We start from the raw sequence: 20,743 nt of genomic DNA, 5'->3' as shown, positions 1-20,743 counted from the left end.
AGGTTTGGCTTGCCTAAGTTAGCGCACCTCGGCATTGCCCGCTCGCGCACTGCTTCACATCGCATACGGTGGCGAGGTGAGTTCCCAAGACAGTTCGCGAGAGACACCCGACGGGGTGCACGACAACACCCGCACCGTCGAAGCCGGCGTCGTCACCGACTTCCGCGACCGGATGACGTACGGGGGCTATCTCGACCTCGACACGTTGCTCTCCGCGCAGCGTCCGGTGAGCAGCCCCGAGCACCATGACGAGCTGCTGTTCATCGTTCAGCACCAGACGACCGAGCTGTGGCTCAAGCTGGTCCTGCACGAGCTGGAGAGCGCCTGCCGGCTTCTGCGCGCGGACGAGCTCGGACCCGCGCTCAAGCGGATCGCGCGCGTCAAGCACGTGCAGGCGACCCTGGCCGAGCAGTGGTCGGTGCTGGCGACGCTGACGCCGTCGGAGTACGCGCAGTTCCGTGGGGTGCTCGGCAACGCCAGCGGCTTCCAGTCGTACCAGTACCGCGCCGTCGAGTTCGTCCTCGGCAACAAGAACGCTGCGATGCTCAAGGTCTTCGACGCCGAGCCCCGGCACCAGGCGATGCTGCGACGCGTGCTGGAGGAGCCGACGCTGTACGACGAGCTGCTGCGCTACCTCGCACGGGCGGGCTACCCGATCCCCGAGTCGGTGCTGACGCGCGACGTGACGAAGGCGTGGACGTTCACGCCGGAGCTGGTGCCGGTCTTCACCGCGATCTATGCCGACACCGAGGCGAACTGGTCCGCGTACGAGACGTGCGAGGAGCTCGTCGACCTCGAGGAGAACTTCCAGCTCTGGCGCTTCCGCCACCTGCGCACAGTCGCGCGGATCATCGGGCACAAGCGCGGCACGGGCGGGTCGAGCGGCATCCCGTTCCTGCAGCGTGCGCTCGACCTCACGTTCTTCCCCGAGCTCTTCGCCGTACGGACCGAGATCGGCAGCTGAGGTGAGCGTGCCGCGGGTCGTCGACCACCACGTCCACCTCCAGCTCGTCGACGTCGCGGCACTGACACGCAGCGACCTGGGCGGAGTGGTCGACCTGGGTGCGAACCCGTCGGTAGTGGCCGGGCTCGCGACGTCGTTGGCCGCGGCGGGCGGGCTGCAGGCCACCTATGCGGGGGCGTTCCTCACCGCGCCGGGCGGATACCCGAGCGACCGGCCGTGGTGCCCCGAGGGCGCCGTCCGCGCCGTCCGCTCCCCCGGTGATGCCGGCGTCGCGGTGGCAGAGCAGGTGTCGTACGGGGCGACCGTCGTCAAGGTGACGCTGCACGCCGACGCCGGGCCTGTGCTCGACGAGGGGACGCTGTCCGCGGTCGTCGCGGCGGCACACGCCTACGAGCTGCCGGTCGTCGCTCATGTCGAGGGCATCGGGATGACGGCGCGTGCACTCGCCGCCGGTGTCGACGCCCTCGCACACACGCCGTGGACCGAGCGGGTCGACGACGCGCTCGTGGACGCTGCCGTACGGGGTGGTCAGTGCTGGATCTCGACGCTCGCGATCCACTCGGGTGACCCGACTGCGGAGGTTGTCGCGGTCGACAACCTCGCGCGCTTCCACGCCGCAGGCGGCCGGGTCCTCTATGGCACCGATCTCGGCAACGGCGACCTGACGCTCGGGGTCAACGCCGGCGAGGTCGCCGCGCTACGCCGCGCAGGCCTGGACGACGCCGCGCTCGAGACCGCGCTCACCGACCCCTGGCCGGGGTGAGCCGGCCAGCAGCGTGCGGAGCAGCGGCCACCAACCTGCAGGCCGAAGGCCCACCGACCGACTTGCCGAGGCCCTGCCCGCACGCCAAGCGGTCCTGCTGCGCGTCTGCTCAATCCTCGCCTCGGCAGAAGGCAGTCGGGCTCACGCGCCCACACACCGCCATCGTCCACTCGACGTCCTCGACGTAGGGCTTGCCGTCGACCTCGTAGCGCACGCGAAGGCCTTCTATGGAGTTGCCCCTGTCGGTCGCCGCCAGCACCACCATCAGCTCCTGGAAGCCATCAACGTACGGGTCGTTCGGGCATCTCGTCGCTATTCGTGCGCCTCCGGCCGGTTCGACCTCTTGGCCTGGAGCCTGCCCGAACTCCTGCTCGGGGTTGCCCGTCAACGAGTGGACCGGGATGACGTCGTCCTCGGCCGCCTGCCGCGAGACCGTCCTCACGACCGCCCGGATCGCTTGATCGTTCTGCCGTCCCGCGTACTCGACGCGGTCGATCACGGCGTACCCGTCCTCGAGACAGGGAAGAACGCCACCGAACATTCCTTCCCACGAACCCCCACGTTCGGGCGGGTAGAGTCCAACCGCTCCCGGGAGCATGTCGATTCGCATGGGCCCATCTCCACCGGCCTCTGGCACCTCGTCGGGTGAACACGCGGACACCAGCAAGATCAGCGCAATCACTCTGCCAAGAATCCGCATACTATAACTTCTTGTGCATCACTTTGCCGGCGACGGCCGGATCGCCATTGTTCCCGCACATTCGCCCCTTCCGGCGGAGATTATACGTCAGCCGACTTTCTTTCGTGTACTGACGACTGATCGAGAGGTCGAACCCTACAACGCTCTTGAATTTCACCGCCGAACCATACTTGTACTCTTTGCCCTTTGAAGAGAACCGGTGCCACGGGCCGGGGTCAACGACGGCACAACGTGTCCAGTTAGGACGTTTAATGCCAGTGTTTGAGATCGCTCCGCCCACCTCATTAATTGGCCTCCAATACGTTTCGCGGCGCGTGATCATGCCGGGAACACTGCAGATCAACTCCCACTTCCGATACCTCACCTGAATTTGGTAGGACCGGGATGCCTTTTTGGGAAGGTACTCCTTTGCCCACCCGCCGGACGCAAACGACGATCCACTCTCGTGCCATCCCCCTCCCTCCGTCATCACAGAAAGAGCAACGCCATAGCTCGCGCCTGACGAACTCGTGATCGACATTGTTCCTGTCGCATCATCCGTCGGATAGGTCGTGCCAATTGTCACCCAGGGAGTCTTGTACTCATCTCGCCAGACCCCTTTACATCCGGACCTGGCCGCCGCCGCACCAACGGGGTCTACATACATGCTTGTCGGGAGCACTGATGCGGCACGGATCTCACCGGCGCCGTTTACAGCGACGGGTTCTGCAATCTCCACCGCGCGACTAGACGCGGATGTGGACGGCCTGGTAGTCGATGCTGGCGCCAACGTTAGTGCGGGGTCCGCTGTGTCATCCACGTCCGCCCACGCCGCACCCTCTTGGCCCTCGACCGCGACAACCCGCACGGACGTGTGAGTCTGCCACGACTTGCTGGACGACGAGCCGATGATTTGGAGATTGATCACACCGCCGGATGAAACGCTACTCGCCGCAACCTCAGCCGGATTCATCCGAACAGTGAATTGTTCGCCCTGTGTTGTGATCTCTGCGTCCCTAAGCTCGACCATCGGTGCCTCGATATCAGGCGGTGCCGTTTGGCCATCACTTGGGTCGACGTAAACGGCCACGCTCTCCACGTCCTCGGGCGCTTCTCCTGTTACCAAAACAGGATCACATGGTGCGGATTCACAAGGGAGCGCATCCAGACCCAGGACGGTGTCGTCGGGAGGCACATCCACCATCACGCCTGCGAACCAGCCTTGGGTGGTGAGGACGACGTCGAGGGTTCCGGTGGTGTTGTTGCTGATGGCGATGGTGCCATCGCCGGAGAGTTCGATGATGGCGGTGGTTTGTTCGGGGACGCCGGTGTAGGTGGAGCGGAACCCGACGTTGGAGGTGCCGTTGTTGTCTTCGAGGTCGGCGTTGTAGACCGACACGCTGCCGGGTGCGGACCAGTTGAACGCAGACACGGTGGCAGCGACGGCCATGGCGGTCCCGTCTTCTGGGATGCCTGCGAGTCCTGCGGCTTGAACGGTGCGGACTTCGCCGGGTTGGAGTCGGCCGTCGTTGGTGCGGGAGTCGTAGAAGGGTGCCCGGGTTAGCGGGGTGAACCCGCCGCCTTCGCTTCCGGCGGTGAAGTAGCCCTGGACGTCGATGATCACGTCGGCCGATCCGGGAGCGAGTCCGAGGTTGATCTTGCCGGCGTTGGTTCCGGTGCCGAGCGCGAGGGTCATGCCGGAGTCGCTGTAGCGGCCGGTCTCGTAGTTGAGCGAGACGGGCTGGGCGGCGATGTTGGTGCCGGCGGGGCCGAGCTTGAGGGCGCCGTCGGCGGTGGAGTTCGCGACCCGGACGTTGGCGAACACCGCGACGGCGTCGGCGGGGATGTCGGCTTTGCCGGCGATCTGGGCGGTGTAGGTGGTGCCGGCGTTCAGCAACGCCTTCGGTAGACCGACGCCGTCGTTGGTGCCGACCAGACGGGTTGGGGCGGTTGGGACGAACCCGCCGGAGGCTCCTTCGGGCACGGTGTCGGTGAAGTACCCCTGCACGTCGACCGTCAGCCCGGCGGGCTGGTTGTTGGTCGTGATTGTGATCGTCCCTGCGGCGTTCGGCCGCACGATCACCACGTTCGAGACCGCAGAGCCGTCCGCTCCGACATGCATGATCGAACCGGTGGACTCGGTTGGGTCAGTGCGGGCGAAGATGCTGGTGACGCCAGTCGAGCTGAAGGCCGAGACATCAACAACCACCGCGCTGACACCGCTCGACGGGACGCCAGCGATGCCGGTGACCTGGATGGTCTTGGGCGACGTGGGAGTGACCTTCCCCGACTCCAAGCCACCCCACGCATAGACGTTCGTCGGCGTCACCGGGACGAACGCCCCACTAATAGGTGCTTCACCGCCTGCGCAGGCTGCAAAGACGCTCCGGACAGACCGGCGGCAAACACGCCGACAGACACCGCAAAAGCGGCGAAACGCGCACGAGTCAACGTAGTACTCCTTCAGGGATGCCCCACAAGCGGACGCTGCGCGAGGACCGTAACAGTGCCGGTGGGCCACAGGGAGGAGAATGGTCATCTATTCCGTCCTGCCCAGGCGCCCACCGTCGGACCGCCGAACGGCGTTCTGTCAGACTCGGCACCGGCCATGCCCGTGCTGCCAGTCCTGAGGAGAGCCGATGAGCATCACCGTCCCCGCCCTGGCCACCCCGTCCGCCGGTGCCGCCTTCGCGCGCACGACCGTCGAGCGTCGCGAGCTCGGTGAGCACGACGTCCTCCTCGACATCGCGTACGCGGGCATCTGCCACTCCGACATCCACCAGGCGCGCGGGGAGTGGGGCGCGTCGATCTTCCCGATGGTGCCCGGCCACGAGATCGCGGGCGTCGTGCGCGCGGTCGGCGACGGTGTCACCAAGCACGCCGTCGGAGACCGCGTCGGCGTCGGCTGCTTCATCGACTCCTGCCGTGAGTGCCCGAACTGCCTCGCGGGCGAGGAGCAGTTCTGCGAGCGCGGCAACGTGGCGACGTACAACGATCGGTACGCCGACGGCGCTCCCACGTACGGCGGCTACTCGACGCAGATCGTGGTCGACGAGAACTACGTGCTCGGCATCCCCGAAGGCATCTCGCTCGACGTCGCCGCTCCCCTGCTGTGTGCCGGCATCACGACGTACTCGCCGCTCAAGCACTGGGGTGCCGGCCCGGGCGTCAAGGTCGCCGTCGTCGGCATGGGCGGGCTAGGACACCTCGCCGTCAAGATCGCGCACGCGCTCGGCGCCGAGGTCACCGTGCTCAGCCACACGCTGTCGAAGAAGGAGGACGGCCTGCGGTTCGGTGCCGACCACTACGAGACCGGCGACCGCGACACGCTGCGCCGCCTGCGCGGGTCGTTCGACCTCATCATCAACACGGTCTCGGCCGACCTCCCGGTCGACGCCTACCTCCGTACGCTCGCGCTCGACGGCACGATGGTGTTCGTCGGCGCGCCGGAGAACAAGCAGCAGTTCGCCGCCTTCTCCCTGATCGGCGGCCGTCGCAGCCTGGCCGGCTCCAACATCGGCGGCATCCGCGAGACGCAGGAGATGCTCGACTTCTGCGCCAAGCACGGGATCGGTGCCGAGATCGAGACCATCACCGCCGACGACGTCGACAAGGCGTACGACCGGGTCGTGGCCTCCGACGTGCGCTATCGGTTCGTCATCGACACGGCCACGATCCCGGCCTGACGCGCGCCGAGGGCGGATCATGCAGGGATGACCGTCCTCGCCGTCGTCTTCGCCGCCCTGGCCGCGGCGCTCCACATCTGGATCTTCGTGATGGAGTCCGTGCGGTGGGAGCACCCGAGCACCCGCCGTACGTTCCAGATGAGCGCCGACGAGGCCGCCGCGACACGGGAGATGGCGTACAACCAGGGGTTCTACAACCTCTTCCTCGCGGTGACCACCCTCGCGGGGCTGGCGCTCCTCGGCACCGACCAGACGTCGGCCGGGCGTGCGCTCGTCTTTGCTGGGTGCGGCTCGATGGTCGCGGCAGCCGTGGTGCTGGTCGCGCGCTCGCCGCAGCGGCTGCGCGCTGGCGTCGCACAGGGAACGATCCCGCTCCTCGCCGTCGTCTCTCTTGCCGTTGCCACCGTCGGCTGACGTCGACGCTCACGTCAGCGGTGTCATGGTGTGGCGGTTCCGGTGGTGCTCGAGGGGGCCCACCGGGGCGCGCTTGGGCGTCCGAGCCAGCTGCACAGCCAGACCACGCAGATAGTCGCGGAGCCGCTGCCGATGGACCCGCTCATGGTCCTCGACCCACGTGTCCGAGCGTCCGAGCGTCCGCCAGAACGTGTAGCCCCCGTGTCCGTCGGGGCGGATCTCCAACCTCCCGGTGTGCACGGCCACGTGGCAGCGCCGGCAGAGGCCGACAAGGTTGTCGAGATCGGTGCGGCCGCCGTCGCGATGCCACCAGGCGACGTGGTGCAGGTCGAGCGAGGTGTGGCGACAGCCCGGACCGGCGCAGCGGCCCTCCTGGCGCACCCGCACGGCATCACGCTGCTTGCCCGTCGCGAGTCGGCGCCTGCGCCCCACGTTGAGCACTGCGGCGTAGGGCGTCGGCCCGCCGGTCGTCCCGTGGGTCAGGATCGTCGTGTGGTCGGACCCGCACGCAAGGAAGCCGTACAGGTCGGGCCCGATCGCACCGACCCCGTCCAGCTCCGGCGGCGCGGCTCCCGGCTGACCTGACAGCCATGTGGCGTCAACGGTCACGTGGACCTGCGGACGCGCACGGTGAGCACCGGGGAGCCCCTGCGCCAGCGCGGCATCGACGAGGTCGCTCAGCACGTCGATGCGTCGCTGCGCCGGTGTCCGGAGGTCGGCGAGCGCGGCGTCTTCACCAGCAGCGCCCGCGTCGCCGTCCGCCGCACAGGCGTCGATCCGGGGCGCGGATGCTCCCGTGAGCAGCGCCTTCAGCCGCGCACCGAGATCGAGGTCGACGAACCCGGTCACATGGAACCCGTCGCCGGCACGGGCGACCTGCAGGTCATGCCTATCCATGCCTCGCTGCCACGCCGCGTCGAGCCGCTCCGGATGGACGATCTCGTCAAGCCGGGTGATCGCCCGCCCGAGCTCGGACGGGTCGGCCTGCTTGGCCAGGGGCAGCAGGACGGTATCGGTCGCGTCAGCGAAGAGTGCGTGGTCGATCTTGCGCAGACCGCTCGTGAACTGCGCGACGTGTTCGAGACGCACCTCGCCGGCCAGCATCGCGTCACCCACGGCAGGGAGGCGACGCATGGTGTGCCCCGCGGCGCGCAGCGTGGCAGCGACGCGGTTGCTCAGCCGAAGCTCCCGACGCGCCCACGCCACCGCCGACGAAGCGCCCTCGTCGGCGTAGCCACCCGAGTCGTCGAGCTGCGCGAGCAAAGCCGCACGCAGCCCCTCCATGCGATCGGCCATCGCCTGGACCTGACGCAGGGCGGCGCGGGTCTGTGCGCCGTCGGCGAGGGCCGTCGGCTGCGCACTCACTGCCTCGAACGCCTGCGCCCAGGCACTGTAGGTCCCTGCATCGAACATGTGTCCATCCTGACGGCGATCACCGACGCCAAGAAGAGGACGTGCGACGACTGTGGACGGGGCGCGATGTCCACAGGGGCCTCGTGCACGGATGCCCGTTCAGCCGATCGCGGCAGCCATCCGCTCGACGATCTCGGTCAGGATCGCGCGCGACGTCGCCGTCGTGATCCGGACGTACCCCTCGCCACCCGCGCCGTACGGGAGCCCCGACCCGAGGGCCACCCTCGCCCGCTCCAGCATCACCGCGGCGGGGTCGTCACCCAGGCCGAGCGCACGGCAGTCGAGCCACGCGAGGTAGGTGGCGTCCGGACGGTTCCACCGCACCCCGGGCACTCGCTCCTCGAGCTCGCTCGCGAGGTGGTTGCGATTCTCGACCAGGCCACGCAGCGCCGCGTCGAGCCACTCGCCCCCGTCTCGCAGCGCCGCGGTGTGCGCGACGACGCCGAGCTGGCTCGCACCGTGGCCGACCACCTCGGGCATCCGCGCCAGGTCAGACGCGGCCTCCGGGCCCGCGAGCAGCACCGCCGCCTTCGCGCCCGCGAGGTTCCACGCCTTCGACGCCGACATCACCGTGAACGCGTCGTCGGCGCCGTCGACCGAGAGGTACGGGGTGAAGCTCGCGCCGTCGAGCACGATCGGCGCGTGGATCTCGTCGGCCACCACCCGTACCCCGTGCTCGCGGGCCAGGGCCGCGACGCCGGCCAGCTCCGTACGCGTGTGGGCGATGCCGGTGGGGTTCTGCGGGTTGCACAGCAGGTACGCCGCCGCCCGCCCGCCCGCGCTCGCCCGCGCGAACGCCTCCCCCAGCACATCGAGGTCGAGGCGTCCGTCGGCCCCGAGCGGGGCCTCGACGACCTCGCGGTCGGCCTTCGCCATGAAGTCGAAGAACGGCGGGTACACCGGTGGGCTCACCACGACCGCCGCCCCCGACTCGGTGACGAGGCGTACGGTCTCGCTCAGCCCGGTCATGACGTCGGCGACGAGCAGCGTCCGCTCGACCGCCACGCCGTCCCAACCCCACCGCTTGGAGGCGAACGCCGCCAGCGCCTCGGCGTACCCGTCCCCGAACGCGTACCCCGTGTCGCCTCGGCGAACGGCGTCGGTGACGGCGCGGACCACCGGCTCGGCAAGGTCGACGTCCATCTCGGCGACGAACGACGGCAGCACGTCAGGCGGGTACAGCCGCCACTTCACGCTCGTGCGCGTACGGAGGTCGGCCAGGGTCAGCTGCTCGAACGGGTTCGGAGTGCTCACCCCTCCATCCTTACCGAGCCGCGGTCAGGCGGGCGACACGGCGCGGGTTCACGGCGTCCCGGTACGACCCGCGCGCCGGCCGCACCTCGAGGTGCAGGTGCGGCCCGTCGGGCGCGCCGCGAGCACCGCTTCGCCCGATCAGGTCGCCCTTGCGCACGCGCTCTCCGTGCTTCACCGCCCGCGACCGCAGGTGCCCGAGGAGGATGTCCCTGCCTCGCGAGCGGAGGATGACGGCACGGTTCCCGTACGCCGAACCGAGCCCGCGGGTGACGACGCGACCCGACACCCCGGCGTACACGCGCGTCCCCTTGGGCATGTCGAGGTCCAGCCCGTGGTGGAAGCCGCGCCCGCCCGCGCAGCGCGACGAGGCGGGATACCACGGCGCGCGGGTGCAGCCGTACGGGATCATCGTGCGGTGGGCGCCGGCGAACCACGGCGACGTGGAGCAGCGCTTGTCTTTCGTCCAGAACCGCTTGACCCCCGACGGCGTCCGCCGTGGGCCGACCTTGCACGCAGGTGCCGCGCGAACCGCCGGGCCCGCCTCCCACGGCCCGATGCGGACCGTCGTGCCGTTGCCGATGTCCAGCGACTCCGTCGTGGTCGCGGCGACCGGCTCCTGCCCGCGGGCGAGCTGGAGCACAAGAACGGTGAGGCGCTCGGTCTCAGCGCCGGCGAGGTCCCCCGTCCACTCGAGGTTCGCGTACGCCTCCCCTGCGGGTCCGAGGGTCACCCGGTGCACGCGCGTGTCCTCGCCGGTGCGCTGCCGCTGCGCCGCAAGGAGGTCCAGCGGTGCACCGCTCTCCCCACGGCCGCCGATCCCGGGGAAGCCGCGGACGACGCACGTCGAATCCGAGTCGTTGCGGAGGGCGACGCGGGTGAAGCGGTGCCCGAGCGCCGGCTCGATCGGGGTCAGGGCGAGCGATATGTCCTCGGGGGCACAGGAGCGTGCGGTCGACGTCCCGGACGCCGGCAGGGCGAGGAGGTCGGCGGTCGCGTCCGCCGGCACCGTGGTGGCCGGGGCGTCCACGGACGGCGTCGTCGTCGCCGTCGAGGGCGAGGGCGAAGGCTGAGCGGCAGGCTCGTCGGTCGGGCCCGCGCACCCCGCGAGGAAGAGCAGCAGGGTCACGAGGAGCGGTACGGACGTACGTCGCATCTGGGCAACCTACGCCGGTCGCGGCTCGCGGGCGCGATGCGGCTCCCGCAGGAAGAGGTAGAGCGGCAGCGCCAGGGACAGCCCGACGAGGCAGCTCGCCGGCAGGACGAGCCACCATCGTCCAACCGCCAGCTCTCGCGCGTCCCGCCACGACCACACCCAGAAGACGACCAGCGAGATCAGCACGTCCACCGCGAAACCGCCCGCCGCGCCATTGGTGAACAGGGACTGGGCGAAGAGCGGGAGGTCCACCCCCTCCTCGGCGAAGAAGGCACCGAAGAACACCCACGGGACGATCGTGCCGACGACGGCGGCGCACGCGTAGAAGAGCCTCATGGCGCCAGTCTCGTCCACCACCTGTTCAGCGCGTGCGGTCCCAGTACGCGACATGGCTACGGTGGAGCCACTCGTCGACCCAGCGGCGGTCGGGCTCGGCAGGGACCGTCGTCCGGGTCGAGAGGGCGACGAGCCGCGCCTCCGCGCGGTCGATCCGATCGAGCACCTCCGCCTGCGCCACCTCACCCCGTCGCACCGCGCGGAGGTACGCGCCATCCTCGTCCGGCACCGGCAGGGTGATGCGTCCCTCCGTCATCAGCTCGACGCCCTGAAGCCCGAGGCGGAGCGCGTGCATGGCGAACTTCGTGTCGTAGCCGTGACGAGCCACCAGCTCGGGCCGGTTGGTCCGCGCGCCGACGCCGCCGGTCATCGCTGCCCGCTGCGCACGGAGGTATCCGAGGAAGCGCCCAGCAGCCAGCCTGGAGACGAACCGGTGCGCGTTCGCGACGAGCTCGGCGCCCGCCTCGTCGCGGAAGACGACCTCCTCGTCGGGGACGAAGAGCACGAGGAGGACCGTCGGGTTCCCCGAGACCGCGAGGCGGCACCACTTGCGTGCCGAGTACACGATCACGTCGAGGTCCCCCGCGCCGGACCTGTTGGCGAGCCCGCCGGGCTGGTCCCACACGGTGTGCCGCTCGTACTGCTCGAACCGCAGCCTCGCACGCGCGTCGAGGCCGCTCGGCACGCGCGCCAGCCCGGTCACGAACGACTGCGGCTCGAGGCAGATGCCCATCTCGTCGCGATCGTCCTGACCGCTGATCGCAGTGCCGTGGACGCCCGACCCGACCTGGGTCCTGAGGATCAGTCCGTCCTCGGCGATCCGTCGCGCCTCCTCGGAGGCGTGCGGATGGGCGTACGCCGGGGGAAGCGTCCGGTCACCGGCGACCACGGTTGCGCTGCTCACGCAGGGACCGTAGCCGCCCCGCCGTGTCGAAGCATCCGGTTTCTCCGGCGTCAGGCGTCCGCGTACTGCGCGACCAGCTCCGCGCCGATCCGCGCGAGCTCAGCACGTACGGCGTCGCCCTCGACGACCTCGACCCGCGCACCCCACCCTGCAAGCTGCTCGGCCACCGAGACCGCCGTATGGGCGGCCACGCGCACCCGGACGAGCCCGTCGGGTCGCGGCTCTCCCGGCTCGCAGTGCTGACCGAAGTGGTCGCGCAGGACCGGCACGAACCGCACCTCGGTGAGCACGACCGCGGCGACGGGCGAGCGTCGCGCCTCCATCGTCGCGACCACCTCGTCCCACGCCTCCTCCAGTGCCAGGCCGTCGGGGCGCGCCGAGGGTTCGTCGGTGACCTCGGCGGACGCGACGCGGTCGACGCGGAACGTCCTCCTCCCCCGCTCCGTCCCGGCGATCAGGTACCAGCGGTCGTCCTTGTCGACGAGCCCCCACGGGTCGACGAGCCGCTCAGTCGCGCCGGCCCTGCCCTCGTACGAGAGGCGGACCCGGCGACGCCGTACGACCGCATCCTGCAGGCGGTCCACCAGCGGCGGGCGCTGCCGGTCGGTGCCTCCCCACGGGGTCGCGTCGACGTGGACCGCCTCCGCGGCGGCTTCGGCGTCCGCCCTGAACGTCTGCGGAAGCGCCCGGACCAGCTTGCGCAGCGCCGACCGCAGCTCGGGCGCACCCGACGCGGCCGGGCCGGCGAGGAGGAACAACGCGCGTGCCTCCGGGGCGGTCAGCCCCGTGAGGTCCGTACGGGCTCCGCCGACGAGCGACCATCCGCCGCCGCGACCGGGCTGCGGATAGACGGGGACACCCGCGGCGGCCAGCGCCTCGAGATCGCGCCGAGCAGTCGCCACCGACACCTCGAGCTCCGTGGCGACCTCCGCGGCCGTGACCCGACCACGCGACTGCATGAGCAGGAGGGTGGCGACGAGTCGGTCCGCACGCATGTCTCACACTCTCTCAGAAAAGTGCTCAATTGGTGAGCACTTCAACGCAGAGGATGGATCTATCGGCCACGACAGAAAGGCACCACCATGCTTCGCGGACTCGCTACCGTCAGCTTCTTCGCCACCGACCTCCCTGCCGCACGCGACTGGTACGCCGAGGTGCTCGGCGTCGCGCCGTACTACGCCTTCCCGAACGCCGAGGCACCCGGCTACGTCGAGTTCCGGCTCGGCGACCATCAGCACGAGCTCGGCCTCATCGACGCCCGGTACGCCCCGCCCGGGCAGACCGAGCAGCCCGGTGGCGCCATCGTGTACTGGCACGTCGACGACCTGCAGGGCACGCTCGACCGTCTCCTCGCCCACGGCGCGACCGAGCACCTCCCGGTCACCGCACAGGGCGACGGCGAGGGGTTCGTCACCGCCTCGGTCATCGACCCGTTCGGCAACATCCTCGGGATCATGACCAACCCGCACTACCTCGAGATGCTCAACAAGATGACGGCGACGGGGTCACGCGCCTAGATTGCGAAGGTGATGTTCGACGTCGCCGCGCAGTCGTACCAGCGCTTCATGGGGCGGTTCTCCGAGCCGCTCGCGGACCGGTTCGTCCTCCTGGGCGACGTCCAGGCAGGACAGCGCGTGCTCGACGTCGGATGCGGCATCGGAGCGCTCACCGCACGACTCGCCGCGGTCGTCGGCGAGGACGCGGTCGCCGCGGTCGACCCGTCGGCACCGTTCGTCAACGCCGTCCACGCACGCCTTCCGCAGGTCGACCTCCACCGGGCCTCGGCAGAGGACCTGCCCTTCCCCGACGGTCGCTTCAACGCCGTCCTGGCCCAGCTCGTCGTCCATTTCATGGCCGACCCGGTCGTCGGGCTGCGCGAGATGCGGCGGGTCGCTGCTCCGGGCGCCCAGGTGGCCGCGTGCGTGTGGGACCACGAGGGCGGCACCGGCCCGCTCTCGACGTTCTGGAGCACCGTCCACGACCTCGATCCCGACGCGCCGGACGAGTCTGGGCTGGCGGGCAGCCGCGAGGGTCACCTGTCGGAGCTCTTCGCCGAAGCCGGGTTCGCCGACCCCGAGCCGTCGGCGCTGACCGTCACGGTGCCGTTCGCGACCTTCGACGAGTGGTGGGAGCCGTTCACGCTCGGCGTCGGCCCCGCGGGCGCGTACGTCGCCGATCTCGCTCCCGACGGCGTCGCCGAGCTCCGCGAACGGTGTCGGGCCGCCCTCCCCACGCCTCCGTTCGACGTGCCCGCGACCGCGTGGGCCGTACGGGCGCGGTCCTGAGCCTTCGCCTCAGCGCAAGGGCCTGAAGAACTCGCGCACGTCGGACACCCACAGCTCGGGCACCTCCATCGCCGGGAAGTGGCCGCCGCGCTCGAAGTTCGACCAGTGCGCCATCTGCCCGCCCGGGTCGGCCAGCGCACGTACGGTGGTGTCCGCGGCGAACACGGCGTAGCCGGTCGGCGGCCCCGCAGGCGCCTCCCATCCCTCGGACCCGTGCCCCGATCCGTCGCCCTGCGCCGCCATCATCTGCCGCCACGCCGCGATGCCCTCGTAGCCGGCGTGCGCCGAGGTGGCACCGGCCTGCCGGAACCAGTTCAGCGAGACGTTCGTGAGGAGCTGGTCGCAGTCCACCGCCTCGTCGGGCAGCTCGGCCGCGGGATCGGTCCACTCGTGGAACTTCTCGACGATCCAGGCCAGCTGCCCGACCGGCGAGTCGGTCAGCGCGTACGCGATCGTCTGCGGCCGCGTCGCCTGGAGGTGGAAATAGCCGAGTCCCTCCTCGCGGTACTCGTTGAACCGCACGATGCGGTCGCGGTCCTCCCCTTCGAAGTCGTCCGGGTCGAGCGACGGGCCGAACGGCGTCCCCGCAGCCGTACCGGTCAGGTGCATGCCGACGACCTGGTCGGGAGCGATCATGGCGAGCATCCCCGCGACACCTGCTCCGGCGTCGGTCGCCTGGAGCCCGTACCGTGCGTAGCCGAGCCTGCGCGTGAGCTCGGCCCACGCCTGCGCGACCTGGAAGAGGTTGCCCCACCCCACGTGCAGCGGCGTGGACAGACCGTACCCCGGCAGCGTCGGCACGACGACGTCGAAGGCGTCGGCAGAGTCTCCACCCGACGCCTTCGGGTCTGCGAGCGGCGCGAGGACTCGCACGAACTCGACGGACGAGCTCGGCCAGCCGTGCGTCACGACCAGCGGCATCGCCCCGGGCTCGGGCGAACGTACGTGGAAGAAGTGGACGTCCTGCCCGTCGATGGTCGTCACGTACTGCGGGATCTCGTTCAGGCGGGCCTCCTGGTCTCGCCAGTCGAAGTCGTTCAGCCAGTAGTCCGCCAGCCCTCTGAGGTAGTCGGGAGGTACGCCCCGACTCCAGTCCGAGCCGGCCGAGAACTCGGGCCATCGCGTCCGACGGAGCCTGTCGTGCAGGTCGTCGACGTCGCTCTGGGGGATGTCGATCCGGTACGGCCGAATTGCTGCGTTCTCGTCCATCCCGCGACCGTAGAAGTGCTTGCGGACGACGTGCTTCCGCGTTCAAGGCAGGATGGACGGGTGCTCTCGACGTCGGCACGCCTCCTTCGTCTCCTGTCGCTGCTGCAGTCGCAGCGTGACTGGACGGGCCCTGCGCTGGCCGAGCGGCTCCAGGTGAGCACCCGCACCGTCCGGAGCGACGTCGGCCGGCTGCGCAGCCTGGGCTACCCGGTGGAGGCCTCTCCGGGTGTCGCGGGCGGCTACCACCTCGGACCCGGCGCCGCGCTCCCCCCGCTGCTCCTCGACGAGGATGAGGCACTGGCGGTCGCGATCGGGTTGCGTACGGCCGCCGGTGGCGTCGCAGGGTTCGAGGGGACGGCGCTGCGCGCGCTGGTCAAGCTCGAGCAGACCCTTCCCGCACCGCTACGCCACCGGCTCGAAGACCTCGTGGCCGCAACGGTCGCCCTGCCGGCGGAGTCCTCGGACGTGCCGGTCGACCGCCTCACCGCCATCGCCGACGCCGTCCGCTGCCGTGAGGGCGTGCGGTTCTCGTACGAGGCGGACAACGACGCCTCGACCCTCCGTACGGCCGAGCCGCACAGGCTGGTCCACACCCGTGGCCGCTGGTATCTCGCGGCATGGGACGTCGACCACGCGGCCTGGCGGACGTTCCGGGTGGACCGCATGCGCCTGCGGACGCCGAACGGTCCGCGCTTCGTCCCCCGCGACGAGCCCGAGGGCGACCTCATCGGGTTCGTCGAGCGCGCGGTCGGCACGGCGACCTGGCAGGTCCGGGCCCGCGCGCACGTCCGCGCCCCGGCCGCGCGCATCATCGCGCGCGTGCCACCCGCGGTGGTCGTCGAGGAGGTCGACGCGACGACGTGCATCGCCCACGTGGGCTCCGACTCCTCGGACCAGCTCGCGCTCTGGCTCGGGCTCCTCGACGCCGACTTCACCGTCGACGGGCCCGCCGACCTCGCACCCGCGCTGCGCCGTGTCGCCGCCCGGTACGCCCGCGCCGCCGACGCGGCTGGCACCGTGGAGGCATGAGCGAAGACAGCTGGTTCGGGTGGCGAGGGCGGCAGATCGCGTGGAGCAGGCGCGGGCAGGGACCGGCACTCGTGCTCTGCCACGGGACACCGTGGTCGTCGGCCCTGTGGCGGCCCTACGCCGAGGCTCTGGCCGAGGACTTCACCGTCTACGTGTGGGACATGCCCGGATACGGGAGGTCGTCCAAGAACCCCGACCACGATGTCGACCTGGGTGTGCAGGGCGAGGCCTTCGTCGCGCTCCTCGCCCACTGGGGTGTCGAGCGGCCTCACATGGTCGCGCACGACTACGGCGGTGCGGTGGCCCTGAGGGCGCACCTCCTGCACGGCGTGCCGTACGCGTCGCTGTGCCTTGTCGACGTCGTCGCGCTGCGCCCGTGGGGGTCGGCGTTCTTCCGGCTCGTCAAGGAGCACGCCGACGTCTTCACGCAGCTGCCACCGCAGATCCACCGTGGGGCCGTCGAAGCGTACGTCGAGACCGCCAGCTACCGAGGGCTTTCCGGGGAGGCGCTCGCGATGCTCGTCGACCCGTGGCTCGGCGACGAGGGGCAGGCGGCGTTCTACCGTCAGATCGCGCAGGCCGACGAGCGGTACACCGCGGACTTCGAGGGCCTGCTGGGGACGGTGACCACGCCGACGCACGTGGTGTGGGGCACGGACGACACCTGGATCCCCGTCGACCGCGCGCACCGGCTCCACGCGGCCATCCCTGGGAGCACGCTGACGACCGTGCCGGGCGCGGGTCATCTGATCCCGCTCGACGCCCCGGTCGTCCTCGCCACCGCGCTGCAGCGCTGGCTGAGCGCCCGCCGGAAATCATAGATCCGATATCATCGCGTCGTGGCGAAGACGCTGAGCGAGAAGCTCTGGGACGAGCACGTCGTCCGAACCGGAGACGGCGAGCCGGATCTGCTCTACGTCGACCTCCACCTCCTCCACGAGGTGACGTCGCCGCAGGCGTTCGAGGGGCTTCGTCTCGCCGGGCGCCCCGTACGACGTCCCGACCTCACCCTGGCCACCGAGGACCACAACGTCCCGACCCACGACCTCGACAAGCCGATCGCCGACCTCCTGTCGCGGACGCAGGTCGAGACGCTGCGCCGCAACTGCGCCGACTTCGGCGTGCGGCTGCACCCGATGGGTGACATCGAGCAGGGCATCGTGCACGTGGTCGGGCCACAGCTCGGCCTCACTCAACCGGGCATGACGGTCGTCTGCGGCGACTCCCACACGTCGACGCACGGCGCGTTCGGTGCCCTGGCATTCGGTATCGGCACCAGCGAGGTCGAGCACGTACTCGCTACGCAGACGATCCCGCAGGCTCGCCCTCGCACGATGGCCGTGACCGTGACCGGCGCGCTGCCACCCGGCGTCACCGCCAAGGATCTCGCGCTGAGCCTGATCGCTCGTACGGGCACCGGCGGCGGGCAGGGCTACGTCGTCGAGTACCGCGGACCCGTCGTCGAGGCGCTCTCGATGGAAGCCCGCATGACGCTGTGCAACATGTCCGTCGAATGGGGCGCGAAGGCCGGGATGATCGCGCCTGACGAGACCACGTTCGCCTATCTGCACGGGCGACCGGAGGCGCCGACCGGAGCACCGTGGGACACCGCCCTCGCGTACTGGCGGAGCCTGGCGACCGACCGCGACGCCACCTTCGATCGCGAGATCACCGTCGACGCCACCGCACTGACCCCCTTCGTCACCTGGGGCACCAACCCCGCCCACGGCGTACCCCTCGGATCGGTGGTGCCGTCGCCAGACGACTTCGAGGACGCCGATGCGCGCGCGTCGGCGTCTCGTGCGCTCGACTACATGGGTCTGACCGCGGGCACTCCCCTGCGCGACATCGCCATCGACACCGTCTTCGTCGGCTCGTGCACCAACGGACGCCTCGAGGACCTGCGCGCGGCGGCCGCCGTGCTCGACGGCCGCCGCGTCGCCGAAGGCACCCGACTGCTCGTCGTCCCCGGCTCCGCCCGCATCCGGCTCGAGGCCGAGGCCGAGGGGCTCGACCGCGTGTTCATCGACGCCGGCGGCGAGTGGCGTGGCGCGGGCTGCTCGATGTGCCAGGGCCTCAACGCCGACCGTCTGAGTCCGGGCGAGCGCAGTGCCTCGACGTCGAACCGCAACTTCGAGGGACGCCAGGGCAAGGGCGGCCGCACCCATCTGGTCTCGCCACTGGTGGCCGCCGCGACGGCGGTCGTCGGTCGGCTCGCCGCACCCGCGGATCTCCCGCCCGCCTGACCGTACGGACTGCCCATACGGTCTCTCGTCACGGTTGGCCCGCCTGCTGAGCCCGCTCCGGAGCCTCCACGGGCAGCGCCACGACCCGCGCCTGCGGGACCGCGATCTTCGCGAGCGCGTCAACGCCCGCCCGCGCCGTCATCTCCTGGCGCGTGCCGAGCGAGAGGTTGAGCACGATGAGCAGCGCGACGACCACCCTCGTCGAGAGCTCGCCGATGAGCACGCTCACGACGACGACGGCTTCTCGGCGGCGATCTCGTTCGGTCCGTACGAGGCGAGCCTCAGCTCCGCCTCCACCACGGACAACCCGGTCGTGGCGTCCGACCCCGCGGCGTCGACGACCTTGTCGGCGCTGAGGACGTACGGAGGCGTCTGTGTCTCGGGCGCTGCGGGCGGGATGCATCCGATGTCGCTGAAACCCTGTTCCCGCGACATCATATTGGCTTATCATCTGTTCAGATATGAGGGATGTTCTGCGAGAGGAACAGGCATGAGGGTGGGCGTGGTGCTGGGCACGGGGCACGGCGAAAAGGGCACGACGGGGGCGGTCGTCGACGATCTGCTCGCGCGGATGCGCCAGCGCACCGACATGGAGGTCGACCTCGTCCGTACCGACGAGCTCGCGCTGGGGCCGAGCTGCCCCGCGTGCCTGGCCTGCATGACCGCCGGCGAGCAGGCGTGCCCCAACAACGACAACGCGGCACCCGCCCGCGCGGTGATGGACACCGCCGACCTCGTGATCTTCGCGACGCCTGTCCACAGCTTCACGCTGTCGGCGACGATGAAGCGGTTCGTGGACCACTTCGCCTACCTGATCCACCGCCCGCGCTACTTCGGGACGCCGGCCGTGCTGGTCTCGACCGCCGCAGGGGCCGGGCACGACGCCGCGCTCGGCTATCTCAAGACCGCGATCCGCCGGTGGGGCTTCCACACGGTCGCCGAGCTCGGTGTCAACGGGCCAGGCCTCGAGAAGGCCCCGTACCGCGCCAAGGTCGACCGTGCGCTCGACGAGATCGCGAGCACCGCCGTGCAGGCCGTCCGCGACGGAGGCGAGCCCACTCCGACGACCTCCGACCTGATCGGCTTCCGCGTCGCCCGCCTGCTCGTCGAGTCCGGCCGCGACGACGGTCCGGTCGACGCCGCGTACTGGGACGAGCGTGGCTGGTTCGACGCCGACTGGTTCACCGACGCCAAGGTGCCGCGCGTCGCCAACACCGTCGCGGGGTTCGTGGAAGGCCGCATCCGCAAGGGCATCGCCAACGGGTCTGCCAAGCCGTACCGAGGCTGAGCGATGACCCTGACGATTCCCGCCGTCGCGGCGGCGCCCACCCTCACCGCGCCCGATCCCCTGGGTCGGCGGCGCCGTCGACGCCGCAACACCGCGATCCTCGGCACTCTCGCGGGCCTCCTCGTGGTGAGCGCTGTGGTCGGCGTGGCGATCGGGCCGGTGACGGTCGCGCCGGGGGACGTCGTCCGGATCCTCACCGGACACCTGTTCGGCTGGTCGGGCGACAGCGTGGACGCGGCCGCCGACGCGATCGTGTGGGAGGTGCGTCTCCCCCGCGTGCTGCTCGGTATCGGCGTCGGCGCCGGGCTCGCCGTGTGCGGCGCGGCCCTGCAGGCGATGGTCCGCAACATGCTCGCCGACCCCTACCTGCTGGGCATCAACTCCGGCGCCTCCAGCGGCGCGGCCGTCACGATCCTCTTCGGCATCACGCTCGGCCTCGGCGAGCACGCACTTGCCGGCAGCGCCTTCCTCGGCGCACTCGCGGCGTCGGTGCTGGTCTTCGTCGTCGCCCGCGCCGCCGGACGGATCACGTCCGTACGCCTGCTCCTGACCGGCGTCGCCGTCGGCTACGCCCTGTCGGCCGTGACGAGCTTCCTCGTCTTTGCCTCAGGCTCCGCCGAGGGCGCCCGTTCGGTGATGTTCTGGCTGCTCGGCTCCCTGGCGCTGGCCCAGTGGGGCGGACCGTTGGCCGCCCTGGTCGTCGTCGTGCTCCTGACGGTGGTCGTCCTGTCCTTGTGGTCAGGCCGCCTCGACGCGCTCGCGGTCGGCGACGAGACGGCGCTCGCGCTCGGCATCGCCCCCACCCGCTTCCGTACGCAGCTGCTCGTCGTCGTCGCGCTGTGCGTCGGCGTGATCGTCGCGGCGTCCGGGGGCATCGGGTTCGTCGGACTGGTCGTCCCGCACCTCGCCCGCCGTCTCGTCGGCGCCGCGCACGCGTGGGCGATCCCCGCGTCAGCTCTGCTCGGCGCGATCTTCCTGCTGTGGGCGGACCTGCTGGCCAGGATGCTCCTGCAGCCGCGCGAGCTGCCGGTCGGGATCATCGCCGCCCTCGTCGGCGCCCCGTTCCTCCTCTTCCTCATCCGGCGCCTCCACCCGTCGTCCTGATCTCCCACCCTCCGAT

The 20,743-nt window shown here is 70.5% G+C and carries 22 protein-coding genes; 11 read left to right on the top strand and 11 right to left on the bottom strand.

All coding sequences use genetic code 11. The features are described 5' to 3' along the window. Window positions 1-76: 76 nt before the first annotated feature. A complete protein-coding gene (gene kynA, locus HCT63_RS06675; RefSeq protein WP_243842929.1) occupies window positions 77-964 on the top strand; it encodes a tryptophan 2,3-dioxygenase in 888 nt (295 codons plus the stop codon). 1 nt (window position 965) lies between these two features. Then, window positions 966-1,727: a hypothetical protein gene (locus tag HCT63_RS06670; protein WP_208322318.1), complete on the top strand. Its 762-nt coding sequence runs from the start codon at window positions 966-968 to the stop codon at window positions 1,725-1,727. A 109-nt stretch (window positions 1,728-1,836) separates the two neighbouring features. On the opposite strand, the gene HCT63_RS06665 is transcribed toward HCT63_RS06670, so the two are convergent. Beyond that, window positions 1,837-2,409 carry a hypothetical protein gene (locus tag HCT63_RS06665; protein WP_167002534.1) on the bottom strand — a complete coding sequence of 191 codons (573 nt, stop codon included), beginning with the start codon at window positions 2,407-2,409 and terminating at the stop codon, window positions 1,837-1,839. Between the two features lie 19 nt (window positions 2,410-2,428). Beyond that, window positions 2,429-4,735: a hypothetical protein gene (locus tag HCT63_RS06660; RefSeq protein ID WP_167002532.1), complete on the bottom strand. Its 2,307-nt coding sequence runs from the start codon at window positions 4,733-4,735 to the stop codon at window positions 2,429-2,431. 310 nt (window positions 4,736-5,045) lie between these two features. Here HCT63_RS06660 and HCT63_RS06655 point away from each other — a divergent pair, with 310 nt between their 5' ends. Further along, a complete protein-coding gene (locus HCT63_RS06655) occupies window positions 5,046-6,092 on the top strand; it encodes an NAD(P)-dependent alcohol dehydrogenase (RefSeq protein WP_167002530.1) in 1,047 nt (348 codons plus the stop codon). Between the two features lie 27 nt (window positions 6,093-6,119). Further along, the gene (locus HCT63_RS06650) at window positions 6,120-6,506 is read left to right on the top strand and encodes a DUF1304 domain-containing protein (RefSeq protein ID WP_167002527.1); all 387 of its coding nucleotides are present in this window, start codon (window positions 6,120-6,122) and stop codon (window positions 6,504-6,506) included. Window positions 6,507-6,515: 9 nt separating this feature from the next. Here the strand turns inward: HCT63_RS06650 and HCT63_RS06645 are convergent, their stop codons facing one another. The 6 genes from HCT63_RS06645 to HCT63_RS06620 all read right to left on the bottom strand — a co-directional run bounded on the left by HCT63_RS06645 (window position 6,516) and on the right by HCT63_RS06620 (window position 12,561). Then, window positions 6,516-7,919: an HNH endonuclease gene (locus HCT63_RS06645; RefSeq protein ID WP_167002525.1), complete on the bottom strand. Its 1,404-nt coding sequence runs from the start codon at window positions 7,917-7,919 to the stop codon at window positions 6,516-6,518. A gap of 99 nt (window positions 7,920-8,018) precedes the next feature. Continuing rightward, window positions 8,019-9,173, bottom strand: coding sequence for an aminotransferase class I/II-fold pyridoxal phosphate-dependent enzyme (locus tag HCT63_RS06640; protein WP_167002523.1), 1,155 nt, complete (start codon window positions 9,171-9,173; stop codon window positions 8,019-8,021). A gap of 10 nt (window positions 9,174-9,183) precedes the next feature. Beyond that, complete coding sequence (locus HCT63_RS06635) at window positions 9,184-10,326, bottom strand: peptidoglycan DD-metalloendopeptidase family protein (RefSeq protein WP_167002521.1); 1,143 nt, start codon at window positions 10,324-10,326, stop codon at window positions 9,184-9,186. A gap of 9 nt (window positions 10,327-10,335) precedes the next feature. Then, window positions 10,336-10,662 (bottom strand): DUF2834 domain-containing protein, encoded by a 327-nt coding sequence (locus HCT63_RS06630; protein ID WP_167002520.1) that lies wholly within the window; start codon window positions 10,660-10,662, stop codon window positions 10,336-10,338. Window positions 10,663-10,687: 25 nt separating this feature from the next. Further along, window positions 10,688-11,566, bottom strand: a complete 879-nt coding sequence (locus HCT63_RS06625) for a nucleotidyltransferase domain-containing protein (RefSeq protein WP_208322317.1) — start codon at window positions 11,564-11,566, stop codon at window positions 10,688-10,690. A gap of 50 nt (window positions 11,567-11,616) precedes the next feature. Beyond that, window positions 11,617-12,561 (bottom strand): WYL domain-containing protein, encoded by a 945-nt coding sequence (locus HCT63_RS06620; RefSeq protein WP_167002518.1) that lies wholly within the window; start codon window positions 12,559-12,561, stop codon window positions 11,617-11,619. Window positions 12,562-12,648: 87 nt separating this feature from the next. Between HCT63_RS06620 and HCT63_RS06615 the strand changes: the two genes are divergently transcribed. Both HCT63_RS06615 and HCT63_RS06610 read left to right on the top strand, forming a co-directional pair. Next, window positions 12,649-13,083, top strand: a complete 435-nt coding sequence (locus tag HCT63_RS06615; protein WP_167002516.1) for a VOC family protein — start codon at window positions 12,649-12,651, stop codon at window positions 13,081-13,083. A gap of 12 nt (window positions 13,084-13,095) precedes the next feature. Further along, the gene (locus HCT63_RS06610) at window positions 13,096-13,851 is read left to right on the top strand and encodes a methyltransferase domain-containing protein (RefSeq protein ID WP_243843002.1); all 756 of its coding nucleotides are present in this window, start codon (window positions 13,096-13,098) and stop codon (window positions 13,849-13,851) included. Window positions 13,852-13,860: 9 nt separating this feature from the next. Here HCT63_RS06610 and HCT63_RS06605 read toward each other — a convergent pair whose 3' ends face one another. Continuing rightward, the gene (locus HCT63_RS06605; protein ID WP_167002512.1) at window positions 13,861-15,060 is read right to left on the bottom strand and encodes an epoxide hydrolase family protein; all 1,200 of its coding nucleotides are present in this window, start codon (window positions 15,058-15,060) and stop codon (window positions 13,861-13,863) included. Window positions 15,061-15,120: 60 nt separating this feature from the next. Here HCT63_RS06605 and HCT63_RS06600 point away from each other — a divergent pair, with 60 nt between their 5' ends. From HCT63_RS06600 to leuC, 3 genes are read left to right on the top strand one after another with little or no spacing between them, the layout of a single operon-like run. Beyond that, on the top strand, window positions 15,121-16,089 hold the full coding sequence (locus HCT63_RS06600) for a WYL domain-containing protein (RefSeq protein WP_167002510.1): 969 nt from the start codon (window positions 15,121-15,123) through the stop codon (window positions 16,087-16,089). Next, complete coding sequence (locus tag HCT63_RS06595; protein ID WP_167002509.1) at window positions 16,086-16,910, top strand: alpha/beta hydrolase; 825 nt, start codon at window positions 16,086-16,088, stop codon at window positions 16,908-16,910. Before HCT63_RS06600 ends, HCT63_RS06595 begins: the two co-directional genes overlap by 4 nt. A gap of 18 nt (window positions 16,911-16,928) precedes the next feature. Then, the gene (gene leuC / locus HCT63_RS06590) at window positions 16,929-18,335 is read left to right on the top strand and encodes a 3-isopropylmalate dehydratase large subunit (RefSeq protein WP_167002507.1); all 1,407 of its coding nucleotides are present in this window, start codon (window positions 16,929-16,931) and stop codon (window positions 18,333-18,335) included. Window positions 18,336-18,363: 28 nt separating this feature from the next. On the opposite strand, the gene HCT63_RS20225 is transcribed toward leuC, so the two are convergent. After that, window positions 18,364-18,564 carry a hypothetical protein gene (locus HCT63_RS20225; RefSeq protein WP_208322316.1) on the bottom strand — a complete coding sequence of 67 codons (201 nt, stop codon included), beginning with the start codon at window positions 18,562-18,564 and terminating at the stop codon, window positions 18,364-18,366. Further along, the gene (locus HCT63_RS20220; RefSeq protein WP_208322315.1) at window positions 18,561-18,773 is read right to left on the bottom strand and encodes a cation-transporting P-type ATPase; all 213 of its coding nucleotides are present in this window, start codon (window positions 18,771-18,773) and stop codon (window positions 18,561-18,563) included. The genes HCT63_RS20225 and HCT63_RS20220 overlap by 4 nt, the downstream gene beginning before the upstream one ends. A 52-nt stretch (window positions 18,774-18,825) precedes the next feature. Between HCT63_RS20220 and HCT63_RS06580 the strand changes: the two genes are divergently transcribed. Continuing rightward, window positions 18,826-19,623, top strand: coding sequence for an NAD(P)H-dependent oxidoreductase (locus tag HCT63_RS06580; RefSeq protein ID WP_167002505.1), 798 nt, complete (start codon window positions 18,826-18,828; stop codon window positions 19,621-19,623). 3 nt (window positions 19,624-19,626) lie between these two features. After that, window positions 19,627-20,727: an iron ABC transporter permease gene (locus tag HCT63_RS06575; RefSeq protein WP_167002503.1), complete on the top strand. Its 1,101-nt coding sequence runs from the start codon at window positions 19,627-19,629 to the stop codon at window positions 20,725-20,727. Window positions 20,728-20,743: the final 16 nt, after the last annotated feature.

The sequence above is a fragment of the Mumia sp. ZJ430 genome (assembly GCF_011751845.1).
GTDB lineage: Bacteria > Actinomycetota > Actinomycetes > Propionibacteriales > Nocardioidaceae > Mumia.
This window is presented reverse-complemented; position numbering and strand designations above follow the sequence as displayed.

Bases quoted from the DNA above. Each gene is read 5' to 3' on its own strand.
- HCT63_RS06655 (WP_167002530.1), top strand. From the start codon at position 5,046: ATGAGCATCACCGTCCCCGCCCTGGCCACCCCGTCCGCCGGTGCCGCC.
- HCT63_RS06650 (WP_167002527.1), top strand. From the start codon at position 6,120: ATGACCGTCCTCGCCGTCGTCTTCGCCGCCCTGGCCGCGGCGCTCCAC.
- HCT63_RS06645 (WP_167002525.1), bottom strand. From the start codon at position 7,919: ATGTTCGATGCAGGGACCTACAGTGCCTGGGCGCAGGCGTTCGAGGCA.
- HCT63_RS06635 (WP_167002521.1), bottom strand. From the start codon at position 10,326: ATGCGACGTACGTCCGTACCGCTCCTCGTGACCCTGCTGCTCTTCCTC.
- HCT63_RS06630 (WP_167002520.1), bottom strand. From the start codon at position 10,662: ATGAGGCTCTTCTACGCGTGCGCCGCCGTCGTCGGCACGATCGTCCCG.
- HCT63_RS06620 (WP_167002518.1), bottom strand. From the start codon at position 12,561: ATGCGTGCGGACCGACTCGTCGCCACCCTCCTGCTCATGCAGTCGCGT.
- HCT63_RS06615 (WP_167002516.1), top strand. From the start codon at position 12,649: ATGCTTCGCGGACTCGCTACCGTCAGCTTCTTCGCCACCGACCTCCCT.
- HCT63_RS06610 (WP_243843002.1), top strand. From the start codon at position 13,096: ATGTTCGACGTCGCCGCGCAGTCGTACCAGCGCTTCATGGGGCGGTTC.
- HCT63_RS06605 (WP_167002512.1), bottom strand. From the start codon at position 15,060: ATGGACGAGAACGCAGCAATTCGGCCGTACCGGATCGACATCCCCCAG.
- HCT63_RS06595 (WP_167002509.1), top strand. From the start codon at position 16,086: ATGAGCGAAGACAGCTGGTTCGGGTGGCGAGGGCGGCAGATCGCGTGG.
- HCT63_RS20220 (WP_208322315.1), bottom strand. From the start codon at position 18,773: ATGATGTCGCGGGAACAGGGTTTCAGCGACATCGGATGCATCCCGCCC.
- HCT63_RS06580 (WP_167002505.1), top strand. From the start codon at position 18,826: ATGAGGGTGGGCGTGGTGCTGGGCACGGGGCACGGCGAAAAGGGCACG.
- HCT63_RS06575 (WP_167002503.1), top strand. From the start codon at position 19,627: ATGACCCTGACGATTCCCGCCGTCGCGGCGGCGCCCACCCTCACCGCG.